Origin of the sequence: Sulfitobacter mediterraneus, assembly GCF_003054325.1 — a bacterium.
GTDB lineage: Bacteria > Pseudomonadota > Alphaproteobacteria > Rhodobacterales > Rhodobacteraceae > Sulfitobacter > Sulfitobacter mediterraneus.
Genome location: NZ_QBKU01000022.1, coordinates 1 through 17,748, shown reverse-complemented (window position 1 = coordinate 17,748; position 17,748 = coordinate 1). Strand labels below are relative to the sequence as shown.

The 17,748-nt window shown below is 58.9% G+C and carries 18 protein-coding genes and 1 tRNA gene; 10 read left to right on the top strand and 9 right to left on the bottom strand.

The features are described 5' to 3' along the window. The first annotated feature begins 14 nt into the window (after window positions 1-14). The 4 genes from C8N31_RS19835 (at window position 15) to aspS (ending at window position 4,098) form a co-directional block, all read left to right on the top strand. Window positions 15-91: transfer RNA gene (locus C8N31_RS19835), tRNA-Met, on the top strand. Between the two features lie 171 nt (window positions 92-262). Beyond that, window positions 263-628, top strand: coding sequence for a hypothetical protein (locus C8N31_RS19830; protein ID WP_025050030.1), 366 nt, complete (start codon window positions 263-265; stop codon window positions 626-628). Between the two features lie 65 nt (window positions 629-693). After that, window positions 694-2,082 (top strand): PepSY-associated TM helix domain-containing protein, encoded by a 1,389-nt coding sequence (locus C8N31_RS19825; RefSeq protein WP_025050029.1) that lies wholly within the window; start codon window positions 694-696, stop codon window positions 2,080-2,082. Between the two features lie 165 nt (window positions 2,083-2,247). Then, the gene (gene aspS, locus C8N31_RS19820; RefSeq protein ID WP_025050028.1) at window positions 2,248-4,098 is read left to right on the top strand and encodes an aspartate--tRNA ligase; all 1,851 of its coding nucleotides are present in this window, start codon (window positions 2,248-2,250) and stop codon (window positions 4,096-4,098) included. 51 nt (window positions 4,099-4,149) lie between these two features. On the opposite strand, the gene C8N31_RS19815 is transcribed toward aspS, so the two are convergent. After that, window positions 4,150-4,626 carry a hemerythrin domain-containing protein gene (locus C8N31_RS19815; protein WP_025050027.1) on the bottom strand — a complete coding sequence of 159 codons (477 nt, stop codon included), beginning with the start codon at window positions 4,624-4,626 and terminating at the stop codon, window positions 4,150-4,152. A 139-nt stretch (window positions 4,627-4,765) separates the two neighbouring features. On the opposite strand from C8N31_RS19815, the gene C8N31_RS19810 reads away from it, so the two are divergent. Together C8N31_RS19810 and C8N31_RS19805 are read left to right on the top strand one after the other, a co-directional pair. Then, window positions 4,766-6,148 carry a DUF1800 domain-containing protein gene (locus tag C8N31_RS19810; protein ID WP_025050026.1) on the top strand — a complete coding sequence of 461 codons (1,383 nt, stop codon included), beginning with the start codon at window positions 4,766-4,768 and terminating at the stop codon, window positions 6,146-6,148. A gap of 4 nt (window positions 6,149-6,152) precedes the next feature. Continuing rightward, entirely contained in the window at window positions 6,153-7,328 is a 1,176-nt protein-coding gene (locus tag C8N31_RS19805; RefSeq protein WP_025050025.1) for a DUF1501 domain-containing protein, read from the top strand. An 11-nt stretch (window positions 7,329-7,339) separates the two neighbouring features. Here C8N31_RS19805 and C8N31_RS19800 read toward each other — a convergent pair whose 3' ends face one another. Then, the gene (locus C8N31_RS19800; RefSeq protein ID WP_037919107.1) at window positions 7,340-7,522 is read right to left on the bottom strand and encodes a hypothetical protein; all 183 of its coding nucleotides are present in this window, start codon (window positions 7,520-7,522) and stop codon (window positions 7,340-7,342) included. A 153-nt stretch (window positions 7,523-7,675) separates the two neighbouring features. Between C8N31_RS19800 and C8N31_RS19795 the strand changes: the two genes are divergently transcribed. Next, window positions 7,676-8,401, top strand: a complete 726-nt coding sequence (locus C8N31_RS19795; protein WP_025050023.1) for a GNAT family N-acetyltransferase — start codon at window positions 7,676-7,678, stop codon at window positions 8,399-8,401. Between the two features lie 10 nt (window positions 8,402-8,411). On the opposite strand, the gene C8N31_RS19790 is transcribed toward C8N31_RS19795, so the two are convergent. Next, window positions 8,412-9,131, bottom strand: coding sequence for a response regulator (locus tag C8N31_RS19790; RefSeq protein WP_025050022.1), 720 nt, complete (start codon window positions 9,129-9,131; stop codon window positions 8,412-8,414). Window positions 9,132-9,264: 133 nt separating this feature from the next. Here C8N31_RS19790 and mce point away from each other — a divergent pair, with 133 nt between their 5' ends. Beyond that, the gene (mce, locus tag C8N31_RS19785; RefSeq protein ID WP_025050021.1) at window positions 9,265-9,669 is read left to right on the top strand and encodes a methylmalonyl-CoA epimerase; all 405 of its coding nucleotides are present in this window, start codon (window positions 9,265-9,267) and stop codon (window positions 9,667-9,669) included. A gap of 3 nt (window positions 9,670-9,672) precedes the next feature. Next, complete coding sequence (locus tag C8N31_RS19780; protein ID WP_025050020.1) at window positions 9,673-9,966, top strand: DUF1467 family protein; 294 nt, start codon at window positions 9,673-9,675, stop codon at window positions 9,964-9,966. On the opposite strand, the gene C8N31_RS19775 is transcribed toward C8N31_RS19780, so the two are convergent. The 4 genes from C8N31_RS19775 to trpS all read right to left on the bottom strand — a co-directional run bounded on the left by C8N31_RS19775 (window position 9,926) and on the right by trpS (window position 12,986). Further along, entirely contained in the window at window positions 9,926-10,633 is a 708-nt protein-coding gene (locus C8N31_RS19775; protein ID WP_037919101.1) for an EI24 domain-containing protein, read from the bottom strand. The genes C8N31_RS19780 and C8N31_RS19775 overlap by 41 nt on opposite strands. Next, window positions 10,618-11,196, bottom strand: coding sequence for a nitroreductase family protein (locus tag C8N31_RS19770; protein WP_025050018.1), 579 nt, complete (start codon window positions 11,194-11,196; stop codon window positions 10,618-10,620). The genes C8N31_RS19775 and C8N31_RS19770 overlap by 16 nt, the downstream gene beginning before the upstream one ends. 116 nt (window positions 11,197-11,312) lie before the next feature. After that, window positions 11,313-11,783 (bottom strand): VOC family protein, encoded by a 471-nt coding sequence (locus C8N31_RS19765; protein ID WP_025050017.1) that lies wholly within the window; start codon window positions 11,781-11,783, stop codon window positions 11,313-11,315. Between the two features lie 186 nt (window positions 11,784-11,969). Then, complete coding sequence (gene trpS, locus C8N31_RS19760; RefSeq protein WP_025050016.1) at window positions 11,970-12,986, bottom strand: tryptophan--tRNA ligase; 1,017 nt, start codon at window positions 12,984-12,986, stop codon at window positions 11,970-11,972. Window positions 12,987-13,059: 73 nt separating this feature from the next. On the opposite strand from trpS, the gene C8N31_RS19755 reads away from it, so the two are divergent. Then, window positions 13,060-13,746, top strand: coding sequence for a rhomboid family intramembrane serine protease (locus tag C8N31_RS19755; RefSeq protein WP_025050015.1), 687 nt, complete (start codon window positions 13,060-13,062; stop codon window positions 13,744-13,746). A gap of 11 nt (window positions 13,747-13,757) precedes the next feature. On the opposite strand, the gene murJ is transcribed toward C8N31_RS19755, so the two are convergent. Both murJ and C8N31_RS19745 read right to left on the bottom strand, forming a co-directional pair. Further along, window positions 13,758-15,299 carry a murein biosynthesis integral membrane protein MurJ gene (gene murJ / locus C8N31_RS19750; RefSeq protein ID WP_025050014.1) on the bottom strand — a complete coding sequence of 514 codons (1,542 nt, stop codon included), beginning with the start codon at window positions 15,297-15,299 and terminating at the stop codon, window positions 13,758-13,760. A 95-nt stretch (window positions 15,300-15,394) separates the two neighbouring features. Then, the gene (locus C8N31_RS19745; RefSeq protein ID WP_025050013.1) at window positions 15,395-17,527 is read right to left on the bottom strand and encodes a Hint domain-containing protein; all 2,133 of its coding nucleotides are present in this window, start codon (window positions 17,525-17,527) and stop codon (window positions 15,395-15,397) included. Window positions 17,528-17,748 lie beyond the last annotated feature (221 nt).

Genomic DNA, 17,748 nt, shown 5'->3' with positions numbered 1-17,748 from the left:
GCCAACAAAAGTGTCGCGGGATGGAGCAGCCCGGTAGCTCGTCAGGCTCATAACCTGAAGGTCGTAGGTTCAAATCCTACTCCCGCAACCAAAAAACTAAGTAAAATAGCAAGCGACCAAGCCCGCCCTTTCCGGCGGGCCTTTTCCTGTTGCGTTTCCAAGCGGTGTTAGTCGATCCTAAGCCAGCGTCACGCTTTAGATTTTGACAATCGCCGGGATAATCGTCTGGAAGAGGCCCGCTGATTGCCCTATCGGTAATCGGATGAAGCGCGTGATTGTCAGAATGTCAGAGCTTGCCATAGTCGCATCGTTGATTGTGGCTTTGACTGCTGTAGGTTTTGCACACCGCGTTTCGGCCCAGACTTTGGATGCCAACCTTGAGGCCTTCTTGCTGTCCGGCGGAGCCCTAAGCGGCCTTTGCGGTGATCTTGAAGACCCCAAAAATGCCCGTGCGGATGAGTGTTCCGCTTGCAGGCTGATCGCCGCAACCGTTGTGCCGGACACCTTTGAACATCCCATCGTCTTGCGGCTTCCCCAGACGCTCAAGCTGATGCGTTTGGCACAGTTGCGCCATCATGCTGTGCCGCGTGATCCCGGCCAACAGACCCGCGCCCCACCCCAAGCCTGATCTTGTTCTCCTAAATCAACAGATCAATTGCCCGCAGCACGCGGGCCCAAAGGCTTGGAGCTTTTATGACGACCCTGACAACTGATGCGCCGCAGGATGCGAGCGCAAACAAATTCTATTTCGCCGCTTGGCGTTGGCATTTCTATGCCGGTCTCTTTGTTATTCCCTTTCTGGCGGTGCTTGCTGTGACGGGCATGGCGATGCTGTGGATTGCGTGGATTGATGGCCGCGATGGCGAACGCACCGCCGTCACCCCGCAAGAGATCATCGCGCCCCTATCTGAACAGGCCGCTGCTGCCGTCACTGCGATCCCCGAAGGCACGCTCAAGCAATATGTCGCCCCGCGTACGGCTGATGTTGCGGCGCTGTTCCGGGTGGATCATGACGGCGAGGCGACAATGGTTGCCGTCGATCCCTACACCGCGAAAGTCATCGACACCTTTCCCCGCCGCAGTGGCTGGTACGACTTTGTCGATGGTATTCACAGCGATCTGATGCTGGGCGTGACCGGCGACCGGATGCTGGAAACGGCTGCATCGCTTGCCTTGGTGCTGGTTGCGACCGGCCTTTATATGTGGTGGCCCCGCGCGGCAGGATGGCGCAAGGCGCTGGTGCCCAGCCTGACCCGTGGGCGCAATCTTTGGAAATCCCTGCATGGGGTGATCGGTATTTGGCTTTCGCTGTTTCTTGTGTTCTTCCTGGTTTCAGGCCTGGCATGGGCGGGCATTTGGGGCGGCAAATTTGTCCAAGCCTGGAGCCAATTTCCAGCCGAGAAATGGGACGCTGTCCCATTGTCCGATGACACACATGCCAATATGAACCATGCCCGCCGTGAGGTGCCATGGGCGCTTGAGCTTACGCCGATGCCCGCCTCTGGCAGCACAGCAGGCATTGAGGGGATCACTGCACCAGCCGTGACGCTGAACAGTGTTGACGCCTTTGCCCGCGAGATTGGCTTTGACGGGCGATACCAGATGAATCTGCCCAAAGGGGACACTGGTGTCTGGACGCTGAGCCGCGATTCCATGAGCACCGACAGCACCGATCCGATGTCCGACAGAACGGTCCACATTGATCAATACACCGGCAAGATCCTCGCTGATGTGCGTTATGCCGACTATTCGTTGGCGGGCAAGGCGATGGCCGTGGGCATCGCGTTGCATATGGGTACGCTTGGTCTGTGGTCAGTCTTGGCGAATACCGTGGTTTGCCTTTCGGTGCTGTTCCTCTGCGTCAGCTCGCTTGTGCTGTGGTGGAAACGTCGCCCTGCGGGTGCCAGCCGTCTGGCCGCGCCGCCGCTGCCCAAAGAAATGCCGCTGTGGCAGGGTGCTGCGCTGGTTGGCATTGGCGTCTCTATGGCCTTTCCGATGGCGGGCATCGCCTTGCTGAGCGTTTTGGCCATCGACAGCCTGATCCTGTCACGCCTGCCGGGTTTGCGTCGGGCTTTGACCTAACCAAAAACGGGGCAGCCCGGCCAATGTTCGGGCCGCCCCACCAGCAAAAGATCAGTGGCGCATGCTTGCCGCGTTGCGGTGGGTTTTGCCCATGTGGTCTTGACTTCTGGCCCCTCAAACGGTGTAGGTGCGGCAAAGATTTTCCGCCCACTGAAAGGGACCGTCATGCATGCCTATCGCAGCCACACCTGTGCTGATCTGAACATTGAAAACAAGGGCGACGCTGTGCGCCTGTCTGGTTGGGTTCACCGTGTCCGCGATCATGGCGGCGTTCTGTTTATCGACCTGCGTGATCACTACGGCATGACGCAGGTTCTGTGCGATCCGGACAGCCCGGCATTTTCCGAATTGGAAAAGGTCCGCTCTGAATGGTGCATCCGTGTGGATGGCGTGGTGAAGGCGCGTGACGAAAGCCTGATCAACGCGAAATTGCCCACCGGCGAGATCGAAGTCTACATCCGCGAAGTCGAAGTGCTTGGTGCGGCGGATGAATTGCCCCTGATGGTGTTTGGCGATCAGGAATATCCTGAAGAGACCCGCCTGCGCTATCGCTACCTCGATCTGCGCCGCGAGAAGATGCAAGCCAACATGATCCTGCGCTCCGATGTGGTCAGCTCGATCCGCCAACGCATGTGGGACCAAAAGTTCAAAGAATTCCAGACGCCGATCATCACCGCATCCAGCCCCGAAGGCGCCCGCGATTTCCTCGTGCCGTCGCGCCTGCATCCGGGCAAGTTCTATGCATTGCCGCAAGCGCCCCAGCAGTTCAAACAGCTGTTGATGGTCTCTGGCTTTGACAAGTATTTCCAGATTGCGCCGTGTTTCCGCGATGAAGATCCACGTGCGGACCGTTCGCCGACTGATTTCTACCAGCTGGACCTCGAGATGTCCTTCGTCACCCAGCAGGATGTCTTTGACACCATTCAGCCGGTGATCGCAGGTGTATTCGAAGAGTTCGGCGGCGGCCGCAAAGTGGATGAGACATGGGAACAGATTTCCTACAAAGATGCTGCGCTTTGGTATGGCTCTGACAAGCCCGACCTGCGCAACCCGATCAAGATGCAAGTGGTGAGCGAACACTTTGCCGGTTCAGGTTTTGCGATCTTTGCCAAACTGCTTGAACAAGACGGCACCGAGATCCGCGCCATTCCGGCACCCACGGGCGGCAGCCGCAAATTCTGTGACCGGATGAACGCCTTTGCCCAGAAAGAGGGCCTGCCGGGCATGGGCTATATCTTCTGGCGCGAAAAAACCGCCGATGCTGTGGCGCAAGAACTGGGCATCACCGTGAAAGAGGCGCAAGCCAAGCTCAAATCCGGTGAAGTCGAGGGCGGCATGGAAGCTGCTGGCCCATTGGCCAAGAACATCGGCCCCGAACGCACCGAAGCGATCCGGCAGCAGCTGGGCCTGAACATCGGCGATGCGGCGTTCTTCCTTGGCGGCAAGCCAAAAGCCTTCGAAGGTGTTGCGGGCCGCGCCCGGAACGTCATCGGCGAAGAACTGGGCCTGACCGACAAAAACCGCTTTGCCTTTGCATGGATTGTCGACTTCCCGATCTACGAAAAGGACGAAGAGACCGGCAAGATCGACTTTGAACACAACCCCTTCTCCATGCCGCAAGGCGGGATGGAAGCGTTGCAAGGCGATCCGCTTGACGTTCTGGGCTATCAGTATGATCTGGCCTGCAACGGTTATGAACTGGTGTCCGGCGCGATCCGGAACCACCGTCCTGAAATTATGTTCAAGGCTTTTGAAATCGCCGGTTACGGTGAAGAGGAAGTGCGCAAGCGTTTCGGCGGCATGGTCAACGCCTTCCAATACGGCGCCCCGCCGCACGGTGGTTGCGCGGCCGGCATCGACCGGATTGTGATGCTGCTGGCGGACGAACAGAACATCCGTGAGGTCATCCTGTTCCCGATGAACCAACGCGCCGAAGATCTGATGATGAACGCGCCATCCGATCCAACATCGGATCAGTTGATGGATCTGGGTCTGCGGGTCATTCCGCAGGAATAATCGAACAGAAGGGCCGCAGCGATGCGGCCCTTTTCGTTTGGCGGTCGTTGATCAGTCTTCCAGACTGTCCTCGCGCTTTTCCTCAATCAGACCGCGTTCCTCTTTCTTGCGCTCTTCAAAACGCTGTCCAAAGGCTTCGTTGTGTTCCTCGCCGATCGTCTCGCGGGCGCGGGTGAACACTTCGTTCTCTTCTTCGTCGATGTGATGCTCATAGTCATGCTTGAGCGTCTTGAACTTGGTCAGCCAACCGGGCGATGACATATCCATCCCGTTCAGCTCTTCCATCAGATCGTCCAGCTGCTGATGCTCGTGTACCGAATGGCGGGCCGAATCCTGCCCCCAGGTTTCGGAGATAAGCTTGGAGTAAAATGTCTCTTCCTCCGCGGCGGCATGTGATTTTACATCGCGGTAAAAACTGTCCCATGCTTCGCGGCGTTCGGGGGTGTCACCGCTGGTCTGCTCCAAAGTATTTAACAGGTCGCGGTGTGCGTCATGGTCGGATTTGATGGCGTCATAAATAGATGGCATTTTGATCCCTTTCTGTGTCTGCTGTAACAACGCGCCGCTGCCATCCCGGTTCCCGTGCTGCGGGTCGGCGCGACAATTAGAGAAAAATAAATTTTCAATCCGCTATACTTGGCGCGTCGGAAACTAAGGATGTGACCCCATGCCTTTCACTCCCGAAATGGCGGAACGGCGGTTTGGCTATGGGCTGTCCCCGCAGATCGTGCCGCCGTTCTCTGTGGCGCAGATGTTGTCGGGGCTGCAAGGCGCGGATGTGATGGCACAGGCCTATCCGATCCCCGGCTTCAGGCATATTCAGGACCAGATTGTCTATGTGCGCCGATTTTCCAGATATTCCCGCAAGAACCCGGAGACCGAGGCGGGACAGGCGGCTGAACAGAAAGCCAAGCTCGCCCGCCGCGCCCTGTTTCACGACCGCCAGCGCTGGACGGTTGCGGCGCTCCAACGACGGATCGGCACGCCGCATGCCTTTCGGGAAAGGCTGATTGCCTTTTGGGCCGATCACTTCACCGCACGGGGCAAAAGCGGGCTGTTGCGGGCCGCTGCACCTGCCTATCTCGAAGAGGCCCTGCGCCCTCATGTGAGCGGCAAGTTTGCCGATCTTCTGCGGGCCTGCGTCACCCATCCGCTGATGTTGCACTATCTCGATCAGAACACCTCTGCCGGACCAAACAGCCGCGCGGCACAGCGCCCCGATAGACAGCGGGGCTTGAATGAAAACCTCGCCCGTGAGGTGTTGGAGCTGCACACGTTGGGGGTCGGCGGGCCATATACTCAAAACGATGTGCATGAGCTGGCCAAGCTGCTGACAGGGCTGGCGGGCACCCGCGATTACAGCTTCAAGTTTCGTCGCAACATGGCCGAACCCGGTGCAGAGACAGTTCTGGGCCGCAGCTATGGCGGGCCGCCGGGGCTTGCCCCGATCCACGCCGTTTTGACTGATCTGGCCCTGCACCCGGCCACCGCCGCGCATATCGCCCGCAAATTGGCGGTGCATTTTGTGTCCGATACTCCGCCGCCGGATCTCATCGAGGATCTGCAAGAGACCTACCTCGGCAGCGGCGGTGATCTGATGACATGCTACGCGGCCTTGCTGCACCATCCTGCATCATGGACCATGAACGCGCCAAACATTCGGCCCCCGGACGAATTTGTTGGCGCGGCGTTGCGGGCAATGGCGGTGAAGCCCGAGATGATGGAGGCGCTCAGACCTGCCCAAATCCGGCGGCTGTTGCTCACACCGATGCGGTTGATGGGGCAGGCATGGCAACAACCGGCAGGACCGGACGGCTGGCCGGAAGACGATGGCGCATGGATCACGCCGCAGGGCATCGCGGCGCGGTTGGACTGGGCGGTGAACGCGCCGGCGCAACTGCGGCCCGATCTGCCAGATCCCCGCAACTTTGTGCATGATGCACTCGGCCCGAACCCGCCGGCTGATGTGGTCTTTGCCGCCAGCGCTGCAGAGACCCGCGCGGATGCGATTGGTCTGGTGCTCTGCGCTCCGGCGTTTCAAAGGCGGTGACCTGATGACCCATGCGCCCCTCTCCCGCAGGCAGATACTGACCCGCAGCGGATTGATCGGCTGTTCGCTGGCCGCCAGCCCGCTTTGGACACCGCTCAGCCTGGCCAATGCCCCGTGGCAGGGGCGTCTGGTCGTGATCATCCTGCGCGGCGGTATGGATGGGCTGGATGTGGTGCGGCCCACCGGCGACCCGGCCTTTGCGGCCCTGCGCCCGACCTTGGCCAAGGGCGATGCGCCGTTGGATCTGGATGGATATTTTGCGCTGCACCCAGCGTTAAGGGATCTCATGCCGCTTTGGCACCGCGAAGAATTGGGATTTGTGCATGCCGTTTCGACGCCCTACCGCGACAAGCGCAGCCATTTTGACGGGCAGGATTTACTGGAGGCTGGCACCCAGGATCTGGCCGGAGCAGGGCGCGACGGCTGGCTCAACCGGTTGATGCAATTCCTACCGCAGGTCGAGGCCGAGACAGCTTATGGTATCGGGCAGGAGCCCTTGACCTTGTTGGATGGTGCCGCACCAGTGGCCAATTGGACCCCTGATGCGGCGCTGCACCTAAGCCCGCAGGCCCTGCGTCTGGCCGAACAGATCATGAAAATCGATCCGCAGATGTATGCCGCTCTGATGGAGGCGCAATTGCTTTCGGGTGCGCAGCCGGGCGCGGGATCGGGCAAAAAGGGGCCGGCACATATCGAAATCGCAAAGTTTGCCGGGGACCGGTTGCGCGGCCCGGCGCGTATCGCTGCGTTCTCGCTCAATGGTTGGGACACGCACCGCGCCCAAGCCCGCACCTTACCGCGCAGCTTGGCGCAATTGTCAGATGTGATCCTCACCCTCAAACAGGATCTGGGCGCGGCGGTTTGGGGGCAAACGGCATTGGTCGCACTCACGGAATTTGGACGGACGGCCCGTGAAAATGGCACGGGCGGCACGGATCACGGCACAGCAGGCCTGATGGTCATGGCGGGCGGTGCCATTCGCGGCGGCCGCGTGTTTGGGCGTTGGCCGGGGCTGGGGGAACAGGCGCTGTATCAACAGCGAGACCTGATGCCGACCGATGACGTGCGCGCGCCCCTGGCCTGGATCATACGTGGCATGACCGGCCTGCCGGTTTCAACCCTGCAGGAAAAAGTGTTTCCGGGGCTCGAAATGGGGCCGGATCCGGAGCTAATGCGCTGAGGTAGGATGGTCTAGAACAGGCTTGAGCTGCCGACATAACTGCCCAGTTGCCCAATAAGCCCATGCTCGCCTTCGCGCACCGAGGCTATGATCACAACCGCCAAGCCAACAACACCGGCAGTGAACACGATCCAGTCGAAGCTGACCAGATTTTCCAATTCACGGCGATCTTGCGGGGCAGTTTTATCAGTCATGGGGACCTCTTCAGGGAGCAGCGGCATAAAAACAGCATCACATCGCAATATGGCCAGATTATGCGCCGCTTATGCTGCTTTTGCGACGATTGGGGCCACCTGCCGCCGCGTTATGGGCTTGGCCTTGGGCGGGACTGCGCCTAACCTGCCCACATGAGTGATCCGATACATCCAGACACATCTCTTGGCACACCGGTTCCGAACTGGACAGTGCCGCCGCGCCCGGATGGCGCGATTCTCAAAGGGCGATATGCCGAATTGGCGCCGCTTTCGGCTGAGGCGCACGCAGCGCTGTTGTTTCGGGCCTATCAGGGGCAGGACCATGTTTGGGACTACATGCCTTACGGTCCGTTTTCCTCGGCATCCCAATACCATCGCTGGGTGCGCGATCATGCCGGTCAACCCGATCCGTTCTTCTATGCGATCCGCAACCTTGAAAGCGGCGCATGGGAAGGTGTCGCAAGTTTCCTGCGGGTGGCACCGGATATGGGCAGCATCGAAGTGGGCCACATCAACTATAGCCCAGCGTTGCAGCGCACCCGTGCCGCGACGGAGACCATGTATCTGATGATGAAATGGGCTTTTGACGCTGGCTACAGGCGGTATGAGTGGAAATGCAACGCGCTCAACGTCGGGTCGCGCCGCGCCGCGCAGCGGCTGGGCTTTAGCTATGAAGGGGTATTTCGGCAAGCTGCGGTGGTCAAAGGCCGCAACCGTGACACCGCTTGGTTCGCCGCAATAGACAGCGAATGGCCCGCTTTGAAAGAGGCGTTTGAAGCCTGGTTGTCCCCCGCCAATTTTGATAGCAATGGACAGCAGTTGGAGCGCCTTGGCGATTTGACCGGGCTGGTGCGCACCGCCTCTGATCCGACCCTTTAAGCAGAGATTTCTAAATCGCGATCCGCTCCGCCAGACGGGTTTGGATGAGCCCCGCGATACGCGCCTTATCCGATGCGGCTGCATGCCCCTTTGCCCGTTGCCGTGCCAGTGTTTTGGCCGCAGCGGCCAAACCATCGTCACCCGCGGCCTGCGCCACGCCGACAAGAAACTGTGCCACATAATCCAGCGTGTGATCTGTCGGGGCATCTTCAAGAATATCGGCGACATGCGCGATATCATCGCGGTATGCGATCCGATCCGGTTCAACCTTGGTCAGATCAACGCGCCGCGGCCCTTGCGGGCGCTGTTCGGGTGGCAGCAGTGACAGAACCTTGTCCTGAAACGGGGCCAGCGCAACAATTGGTTTGGACATAAACTCATGAGCGCCTTTGGCCAGTGCCGCATTCTCCAGAACAGGATCGCCCGACATCGCCAGAATACCGACAATCGCAGGCTGGCTATGCGCAAGTTCTTCAATTAGGTCCAATCCACTGCCATCGGGCAGGCCCAGATCAATGATGATGACGGACGGGCGGTAGACCCGCAGATGCCGCCGGGCAGAGCGGAGGCAATCCGCCCGCCTGATCCGCGCCCCGGACCGCAAGCACAACAGGCGCAATGCCTCACAGGCAAAGCGGCTGTCCTCCACCACAAGGACGGTCAGCCCTAATAGTGGCCGCGCCGCCGTGGGCGCGGGGATCGTCGCGGTAAACGGGTCCGTGGTATCCATTCTGGCCTCCATCATCATCCTTTGGCATGAGTATGGTTACGCACCGTTGGCTAATGGCAGGTTAACGTGACGCATTGCTCTTGCCCCCGTCAGGGACGATAAGACCGCAACTCAAATGACGAAGGATCATAAGATGATTGGACGCCTGAACCACGTTGCCATTGCCGTTCCGGATCTGGAGGCTGCGGCTGATCAATATCGCAATGCTTTGGGGGCCAATGTCGGCGCCCCGCAGGACGAGCCGGATCACGGCGTGACCGTGATTTTTATCGAACTGCCGAACACCAAAATCGAATTGTTGTATCCTTTGGGTGAAAACAGCCCGATCCAGGGGTTTCTGGACAAGAACCCATCAGGTGGCATTCACCACATCTGCTATGAGGTCGATGATATCATCGCCGCCCGCGACCATCTTAAATCCACCGGTGCGCGTGTGCTTGGCACCGGAGAGCCCAAAATCGGCGCACATGGCAAACCGGTGATCTTCTTGCATCCCAAGGATTTCAACGGCGCTCTGGTCGAGCTGGAGCAGGTCTGAGCCATGGGTGTGACATCTGGCTTCGTCCTCTTTGCGGTGATCTGGGCGATGACTTTTCTCATCGCCCTGCCGATCCGCGTGCAAACCCAAGGTGATCTGAATGACGTTGTGCCGGGCACCCATGCAGGCGCGCCGGAGCATCATCACCTGCACAAAAAGGCGCTATGGACCACGCTGATTGCAGCCGTGATTTGGGCCATTGTTGCCACCATCATCCTGTCCGAATGGATCAGCGTCGATGACATCGAAAGCTGGTTCAGGGCTGGCGCATGGAGAGACGGTGGAACAGATGGGTAAAGGTTGCCGCGCCTAGGATTGGTATCACCAGATTGAGAAGCGGCACCGACAGCGGGATTGCCATCAAAATACCGGCGAGCCAGATCGGGCCCATATGTTTGCGCCGCAGCTTCTTGGCCTCGACCCGGCCAACCCGGCGGATCGCGGCCATGGTGTAGTATTCGCGGCCCAGCAAAAATCCGTTCAACGTCCAGAACACCAGCGGTGCAAAGACGTTGAACAGAAAATAAAATAGCAAAGCCAGAATGTTGGCCCCAATCAACACTCCCAGAAAATTCACCGTGTCGCGCAGGGCGTCGCCAAATGGCACCGGCGTGGTGGGGGGCAGACCCGGATAATGCTCTGCTTCGACTGCTGTGGCGACGTCATCCAAAAACATCGATGTGATGGCTGATGCGACAGGGATCATCAGGAACATCGACAGAAAAAACAGCAAGAACGCCGATCCCCACGAAAGCAAATCACCAATCCATGTCACCTCACCAATGATCGGCAGCCAGACCTGCTCGGGTGTCAGCCAGTCCACCAACCACGAAAAACCCGCCGTGGCCGCGATCAACAATGCCAGCGCCAGCGCGATGCCGATAAAGAAGACACGGCGGAAACGCCGGTCCGTCAACTGGCCAATCGCCATGAAAAAAGAATTGAAAATCAGCGGGAGAGCCATGTCGTTATGCTTTCGATATTTGGCCGCGGCCGTTCGGGCGGCGCGGATGTTTCTGTGCCGATGTGAATAATCCCCGCAATACGCTCATGATCGGCCAGCGCCAACCCGTCTTGCATAAATCCGCGATCATGGGAGGGCCAGCCAGACAGCCAATTCGCCCCCCAGCCAGCGGCCAGCGCGACATTCAACAGCGCCAGACAAACGGCACCTGCTGCATAGGTTTGTTCCAATGCCGGGATTTTCTCGGATGGTTTTTGAACTTCGACCACGACAACCGCAAGACCACCTTGATCAAACTGACTGCGACCTTTGACGATCTGCTCCTCAGGCAAGGCCAAAGCCGCGCCGCGTGCTTGGACAACTTCGGCCAATCGCGCCATCGCGGGTGTTTCCAACACAATAAACCGCCACGGTTCCAACTTGCCGTGATCCGGACTGCGCGCCGCCGCCGTCAAAAGTGGGATCAAAGCAGCCCGATCCGGCACCGGCCCGGCCAGAGTCTTGGCAGGGCGCGACCGACGGGTTTGCAAAAATCGAAGGGCGTCTGGGTTCGGATCAGGCATAGGGCCTCGCGTTTCAAGTCTATAGATCAGCCAGCAAGCAGGCATTGGAACATGGCGCGTCCAAATGCCCCTTTTGCCTGGCGAAACTGCCAGCGCCATGCTGGATTGTCCATCCGCTAAGGGGCGGTATCCAAAAGCGCCGGAACATCCAGCGGATCGTTGACCATCGCCAAGGCACCCTGCGCATCACGCGGCCAATCCGCCTCGGCGCGATCCCAATAAAGCTCAACACCGTTGCCATCAGGATCACGCAGATAAACCGCTTCGCTCACCCCATGATCGGCGGCACCGTCCAAGGCAATGCCTGCCTCAACCACCCGCCGCAAAACCTGCGCCAGCGCTGTGCGATCCGGATAAAGAAATGCCGCATGGTAAAGGCCGGTATGCCCCGGCGGTGGCGGGCTTGCGCCTTTGCTCTCCCAGGTGTTTAACCCGATATGATGGTGATACCCGCCCGCCCCCAAAAAGGCCGCGCGATCCCCATATCGCAGGGTCAGATCAAACCCCAAAACATCACGGTAAAAATCTATTGCCCGATCAAGGTCCGCAACCCTGAGATGGACATGCCCAACGCTGGGATGTGTCATGCTGTTCTCCTGTTTCCTCCCTCTACATGGGGAAGCTCAGGCATTTTGAACAGAGGCACCCGCGCAGAGCGGATGTGAACCCGCGCACAGAACAACAGATGACTGCCACGAAGGGACGCAACACGCCCCTCTTCATTTGGCCCTTAAACCTCCGGGGGTCCGGGGGCAGCGCCCTCGGCGGCTTGCTTAACCCACCATCCCGACGATTTCATAGGTCCGCTTTAGGATCGGTGCTGTGATCTCGCGCGCCTGTTCGGCACCTTTGGCAAGGATGCGGTCGATCTCGGCGGTGTCGGCCATCAGTCGCGCCATCTCTGTCGAAATCGGGGCCATTTTGGCAACGGCCAGCTCGGCCAGTTTGGGTTTGAACGTGCCAAACTGCTGTCCGCCGACCTCGGCCAGAACCGCATCAACCGATTGCTCGTTCAAGGCGGCATAGATATTCACCAGATTGCGGGCCTCGGGGCGGTCCTCCAGCCCGGCAGCTTCGGATGGCAAAGCATCTGGGTCGGTTTTGGCCTTGCGGATTTTCTTGGCAATGGTGTCGGCATCGTCTGTCATGTTGATCCGGCTGGCGTCTGATGGATCGGACTTCGACATCTTCTTGGAGCCGTCCCGCAGGGACATCACCCGCGTTGCCGCGCCTTCAATCACCGGCTCGGTGATCGGAAAGAAATCAACGCCATAGTCGTGGTTGAATTTGGCGGCGATGTCTCGGGTCAGTTCCAGATGTTGCTTCTGGTCCTCGCCCACTGGCACATGGGTCGCGTGATAGACAAGGATGTCCGCCGCCATCAGCGCCGGATAGGCAAACAGGCCCAGCGAAGCTTTTTCCGCATTCTTGCCCGCCTTGTCTTTCCATTGGGTCATCCGGCCCATCCAGCCCATCCGCGCCACGCAGTTGAAAACCCAGGCCAGCTGGGCATGCTCGGGCACCTGGCTTTGGTTGATCAGGATAGATTTCTCCGGGCTGATCCCCGATGCAATAAAACCCGCCGCCAATTCGCGGGTGCTGTGACGCAGATCCGCCGGATCCTGCCAGACGGTGATCGCATGCATATCGACCATGCAATAGACGGTCTGGATGTCCTGCGCCTGCATCCGCACAAAGCCTTGGATCGCGCCCAGATAATTGCCCAGATGCAAATCCCCAGACGGCTGAATGCCGGAAAACACACGCGGGGTGAAATTGGTATTGGACATCAGGCACCTCTGGGCTGGATTTGGCGGTTGTCACGGCTTACTCATGGGCGCGAACCCCGTCAAGGAGCCCCCAATGCAAGACCCCGATATCCAGCCGCCCGTGAACCCATTGCCGCCCGCGGTCATCTTGATGTTTCTGGCCATCGCCGGGGTCGAGGCGGGGCTAACGCTGGGCGAGGCGGGTCTGATCGGCGGCCCCGGTGCTGTGGGATGGCGGCTGGGCCTGATCCGCGATTTCGCGTTCTCAGGTGAGATTTTTGACTGGATGCTGGCCAATGGTCAGTGGCCTTTGTCAGAAGTTCGCAGGTTGGTGACCTATCCCTTTGTGCATCTGGGATTTACCCATGGGCTGTTTGCGATGGTGCTGCTTCTGGCGCTGGGCAAGATGGTGGCCGAAGTGATGGGGCAGATGGCCTTTGTGGCGATCTTTATCCTGTCAGGCGTAGGCGGCGCGGCGATTTATGCGCTGCTGCTCAATGATCCTGTTTGGCTGGCCGGTGCCTACCCCAACGCCTATGGACTGATCGGGGGCTATTCCTTTGTGATGTGGCGGCATCTGGCGGGTCGCGGAACACAGCAATATCGGGCTTTCTCGCTGATTGCGGTTCTGATGGGCATCCAACTGGTCTGGGGTGTGTTCTTTGAAACCGGCACCATGTGGGTGGCGGAATTGGCTGGGTTCTTTTGCGGCTTTGGTCTGTGTTTTCTGCTGGCCCCCGGTGAATGGGCACGGATCAGGGCCAAGTTGCAGCGCCGCTGACCGCTATGCGATCACCCGCGCCGCATTGCGCCCTTAAACTCGGCCAGGCGGAACGCGCCAATCATTTGCCCCACACCAAAATAGCTGACCGCGCCAATCGCGATCAGCACCAAAAGCGCCAGCCCCCGCCACCATGGCAATCCAAGGAAGGGCTGCATCACGGCATTGCCCAGCCACAACGCCGCGCCCATCACCAGTGATGCGATAACGATGCGCCAGATCCGCTTGTGGAACCGCGCGTCAAACTTCACGGCTTTGCCATAACGCCGCGCCCCGATGGCAAGACAGGCAAACATCGCCCAACCGGCAAATGTCGTCGCAATCGCCGGTGCAATCCAGCCAACAAAGGGCGCCAGCCCGACCGCCAGCGCGGCGTTCACCACCATGGCGACCAGCGCGAAATAGAACGGGCGGCGGGTGTCTTCGCGGGCGAAATAAACCGGTTGCAGGATTTTCTGCAATACAAAGGCAGGCAGGCCCAAGCCATAGATCAAGACCGCCGTGGCAATGGCTGCGGTGTCGTCTACATCGGATGCGCCGCGTTCAAACAGCACCCGGACCAGGCTGCCCGGCACCACCATCAGGGCCACCGCCGAGGGGATCGTCAGGGCGAGCGCAATTTCAGCAGCACGGCTCAGCGCATGATGCGCACCATCATCATCACCGGCCCGCAAGCGTCGCGCCAGATCCGGCAGCAGAACAACGCCAACGGCAATACCCACAACACCCAGCGGCAGTTGATACAGACGATCCGCGGCAAATAGCCAAGACACCGCGCTGTCATATTGGCTGGCCACCAATTGCCCCACCACCAGATTGATTTGCATCACGCCAGAGGCCAGCGCGGCCGGCAGGGCAACGGTGACCATCGCTTTCATATCCGGGGTCCAGCGCGGACGGCCGGGACGCAGGGCAAAGCCCGCTCTGGCCGCGGCCCGCCAGGTCAAGGCCAGCTGCGCCACGCCTGCAACGGGAATGGACCAAATCAGCCAGTCAATCACCGCGCCGCCAGACAGGGCGCCGATGGTCATGGCTGCAATCACAAAGATATTGAGCAGCACCGGCGCCGCCGCAGCGACGGCAAACCGCCCTGTGGCGTTTAGAATGCCCGAGAACAACGCTGCCAGAGACATGCAAAAAATATAGGGAAAGGCAATGCGACCGTAACTGACCGTCATGTCAAAACGGGCGTCACCGGAAAACCCTTCGGCGGTCACCCAGACCAGCGCGGGCATAAAGATCATGCCCAATGCGGTCAGCAGCATCACCACCAACGCCAGCCCGTTAAAGGCATCGCGTGCAAACACACCCGCGCCGTCCTCGCCCTCCAGCCGTTTGGCAAACATCGGCACAAAGGCGGCATTAAACGCACCTTCCGCAAAAAAACGACGGAACATATTGGGCAACCGGAAGGCCGCGACAAAGGCATCCATCACCGGGCCGGGGCCAATCAGTGACAAAAGCAGCACTTCGCGGATAAAGCCCATCACACGGCTGAGCAAGGTCCAGACACCCACGGTGAAAAAGCCGGACATGAGGCGAATGGGTTTCATAGCTGGCAAGCCCTGCAATCAGATTGCGCCAGCATTACCGCGCCGTGCAGCAGCGTGCAATGTTATCGGACGTTTGGAATTTGCCCTTGCGGGGCTCAGGCGACCAACAACCGCGCTGATCTGCAAGTCAGGCTGTGCCGCGCGGAGGGGCCAAACGCGCCCGGATCGCTGCGCAGTTCGGGGAACAATGCAAATACCTCTTCGCGGGCTTTTGGGCCCAGGCCTGTCAGGCTGTAGTCACCGGGTTGATAGCTTTCGGACCATGCGCCAGCGGATTTGATGATCTCGTGATGGTCAAACAGCAGGTGATAATAAGTGACACTATCCGTTTCCTGTTGGGTAATATCGGACCCGTTGATCAAAAATGACGCCGCCGCGATGACTTCCCTTTGGCCAAACAAAAGGTCGGCACGGTAGTCGTTGATCAACATGCGGTGCTGCGGAGAAACCTGCAATGCGTGGCTGTTGCCGATGCTGCCCTTCGCAATGGTGATCGGGGCAAGGTTGCCGCGCCCCTCAACTGTTTTTGTCCCGACCCAGCGGATCGGCTGCGTGCCGTTGTCGCGGGTCAGCACCAGATCACCGGCCTTCAAATCCTGAACGCGGCGCGGGCCAAATGGGGTCTCTATCCGGCTGCCACGGGCAAAGCAGATGATCTGCTCAATCTCCGAAAAGTTAACTGTTGTTCCGTCCGTCAGCTGCGCTGTGCCGGTCTTGCCGCCATTGGCGTCATCGCCATCGGTGATCACCACGGAACCCGCAAGCAGATGTCCGCCAAAGTCCAGCGTGTCACCTGTGGTCTCGTCGCCTTCGCCGCCCAGCACACCAATGGTGCCGCCGTTCAGCTCGCCCCCGTCGATGATAAAGGTGTCATCACCGTCATCACCATGGGCGGAATCGCCGCCGCCAACATAGAACGTATCGTCGCCCTCGTTGCCAGCCAGACTATCACTGCCGTCCTCACCATAGATGGTATCATTGCCGGTGCCGCCATGAACCCAATCGTTGCCTTCGCCGGCATAGATCAGGTCATCACCGGCACCAGCTTCGATGGAATCGTCGAAGTTTTCCTGAGGCACAGCCTCGAAATGGATGTCGGAGAAATAGATCGCCTGCTGCGTGTCGCCGTTGTTTTCATAGGTCACAGAAATGCGAGAAACAGGTCCGGCAATCTCTATCAATGCGGATGAATCGGCGGACCAGGGAGCGGAGTTGGCCATTCCGCCGGTGATCGTGTTTCCAGACACTGACATGTTGGAGCCGGGCGTGATATTAACCGTTACCGGATTGCCGCTGCCATCAAACGCGGTGATTGTGACGACGTCTTGGAAGTTATTGTATCCGTTGTCTTCGTCATTCGTGTACAGACCGTCAATGTCGCTGATCCGGAATTTGACATTCTCGACCTCACTTTTGAAGTCTGAACGGTTTTCTGTCCCAAATCCGACTAAGATACGGCTTGGGTCTGTGCTACCGCTTTGTTGTAGGTAACCCGCCGAACTTGGATCAAACGGCTCACCCGAGGCAACATAGATCTGGTCATTGCCGCCGCTGGTTTCCGAGGAAAACTCTTCGTTGGTCTGAATGTCGGAATAGCCAACTTTCACCCGCACTTCGCCGGTGTCTTGGGTTACGCCGCCGCGCAGGTCTCTTTCGTCGCCATAATCGCTCCAGTTGAATTCTGATTGAACGGGGAGCTTACCCTGATCAACCATCTCATTGGCTGGATCATCGTTATAATTGCTGTCGATGACATCATCGCCGCTGGTTCCATCGACCACACCGTTTGCTTCGGCATAATCGGCATAGGCAAAGGAGGCATCGCCAATGCTTGCCTCGGGCGTTGCGTCAAAGGTCAGGGTTTCATAGGACCGTCCAGCGATTAGCGGAACCTCGGAAAGGGTGTAATACCCTGAGTAGCTGCCGGAATTAACGTGGAACGTGACCAGCTGAAACTCTTTGCCAGTAACCGTATCCCGTAGCGTCCAGCTTTCGGTCGCATAGCTGTTGGATGCCTCGACCGGGCCGCCATTGATGCTGACGGAAACCGGAACAGTGCCGCCATTTTCATCATCTAGATGCTGGCCATCGGCGCCGGTTCCATTGTCGGTGATTGCTGCGGTGCCAGAGGTGGTGGACGGACCTGTGTAGTTGGCCGTTCCCCCAATGGTTTGGGAGAAAAGGGAGTAAGGATCGACATCGTAAAGTTTTACGTTGTGCGTCGGCATAACCTGTCCTCAGGACATGACGTCTGGTGTGAGACGCCGGAAAAGAGATGGTACAGTCACCTTGGTCTATGCAGAAACTAGCGACAAATATTGTCTATTTGTCGCAGCAAATATGGTCATACCAAGTGACCTGCTCCCCATTGAGTCCGCTAGTTTAGGTTAGCTCTGTTCAGGTTTTGGTCCTTCACTGACCGGTTAGCATATTCCGCCGGCGTCAGGCC

What these genes read in the sequence shown, in the direction of transcription:
- murJ (WP_025050014.1), bottom strand. Translation starts at nt 15,299, where the DNA reads ATGAAACCCATTCGCCTCATGTCCGGCTTTTTCACCGTGGGTGTCTGG.
- C8N31_RS19770 (WP_025050018.1), bottom strand. Translation starts at nt 11,196, where the DNA reads ATGCCTGATCCGAACCCAGACGCCCTTCGATTTTTGCAAACCCGTCGG.
- C8N31_RS19755 (WP_025050015.1), top strand. Translation starts at nt 13,060, where the DNA reads ATGCAAGACCCCGATATCCAGCCGCCCGTGAACCCATTGCCGCCCGCG.
- C8N31_RS19790 (WP_025050022.1), bottom strand. Translation starts at nt 9,131, where the DNA reads ATGGATACCACGGACCCGTTTACCGCGACGATCCCCGCGCCCACGGCG.
- trpS (WP_025050016.1), bottom strand. Translation starts at nt 12,986, where the DNA reads ATGTCCAATACCAATTTCACCCCGCGTGTGTTTTCCGGCATTCAGCCG.
- C8N31_RS19830 (WP_025050030.1), top strand. Translation starts at nt 263, where the DNA reads ATGAAGCGCGTGATTGTCAGAATGTCAGAGCTTGCCATAGTCGCATCG.
- C8N31_RS19745 (WP_025050013.1), bottom strand. Translation starts at nt 17,527, where the DNA reads ATGCCGACGCACAACGTAAAACTTTACGATGTCGATCCTTACTCCCTT.
- C8N31_RS19775 (WP_037919101.1), bottom strand. Translation starts at nt 10,633, where the DNA reads ATGGCTCTCCCGCTGATTTTCAATTCTTTTTTCATGGCGATTGGCCAG.
- C8N31_RS19805 (WP_025050025.1), top strand. Translation starts at nt 6,153, where the DNA reads ATGACCCATGCGCCCCTCTCCCGCAGGCAGATACTGACCCGCAGCGGA.
- C8N31_RS19800 (WP_037919107.1), bottom strand. Translation starts at nt 7,522, where the DNA reads ATGACTGATAAAACTGCCCCGCAAGATCGCCGTGAATTGGAAAATCTG.
- C8N31_RS19815 (WP_025050027.1), bottom strand. Translation starts at nt 4,626, where the DNA reads ATGCCATCTATTTATGACGCCATCAAATCCGACCATGACGCACACCGC.
- C8N31_RS19780 (WP_025050020.1), top strand. Translation starts at nt 9,673, where the DNA reads ATGGGTGTGACATCTGGCTTCGTCCTCTTTGCGGTGATCTGGGCGATG.
- C8N31_RS19795 (WP_025050023.1), top strand. Translation starts at nt 7,676, where the DNA reads ATGAGTGATCCGATACATCCAGACACATCTCTTGGCACACCGGTTCCG.
- aspS (WP_025050028.1), top strand. Translation starts at nt 2,248, where the DNA reads ATGCATGCCTATCGCAGCCACACCTGTGCTGATCTGAACATTGAAAAC.
- C8N31_RS19825 (WP_025050029.1), top strand. Translation starts at nt 694, where the DNA reads ATGACGACCCTGACAACTGATGCGCCGCAGGATGCGAGCGCAAACAAA.
- C8N31_RS19765 (WP_025050017.1), bottom strand. Translation starts at nt 11,783, where the DNA reads ATGACACATCCCAGCGTTGGGCATGTCCATCTCAGGGTTGCGGACCTT.
- mce (WP_025050021.1), top strand. Translation starts at nt 9,265, where the DNA reads ATGATTGGACGCCTGAACCACGTTGCCATTGCCGTTCCGGATCTGGAG.
- C8N31_RS19810 (WP_025050026.1), top strand. Translation starts at nt 4,766, where the DNA reads ATGCCTTTCACTCCCGAAATGGCGGAACGGCGGTTTGGCTATGGGCTG.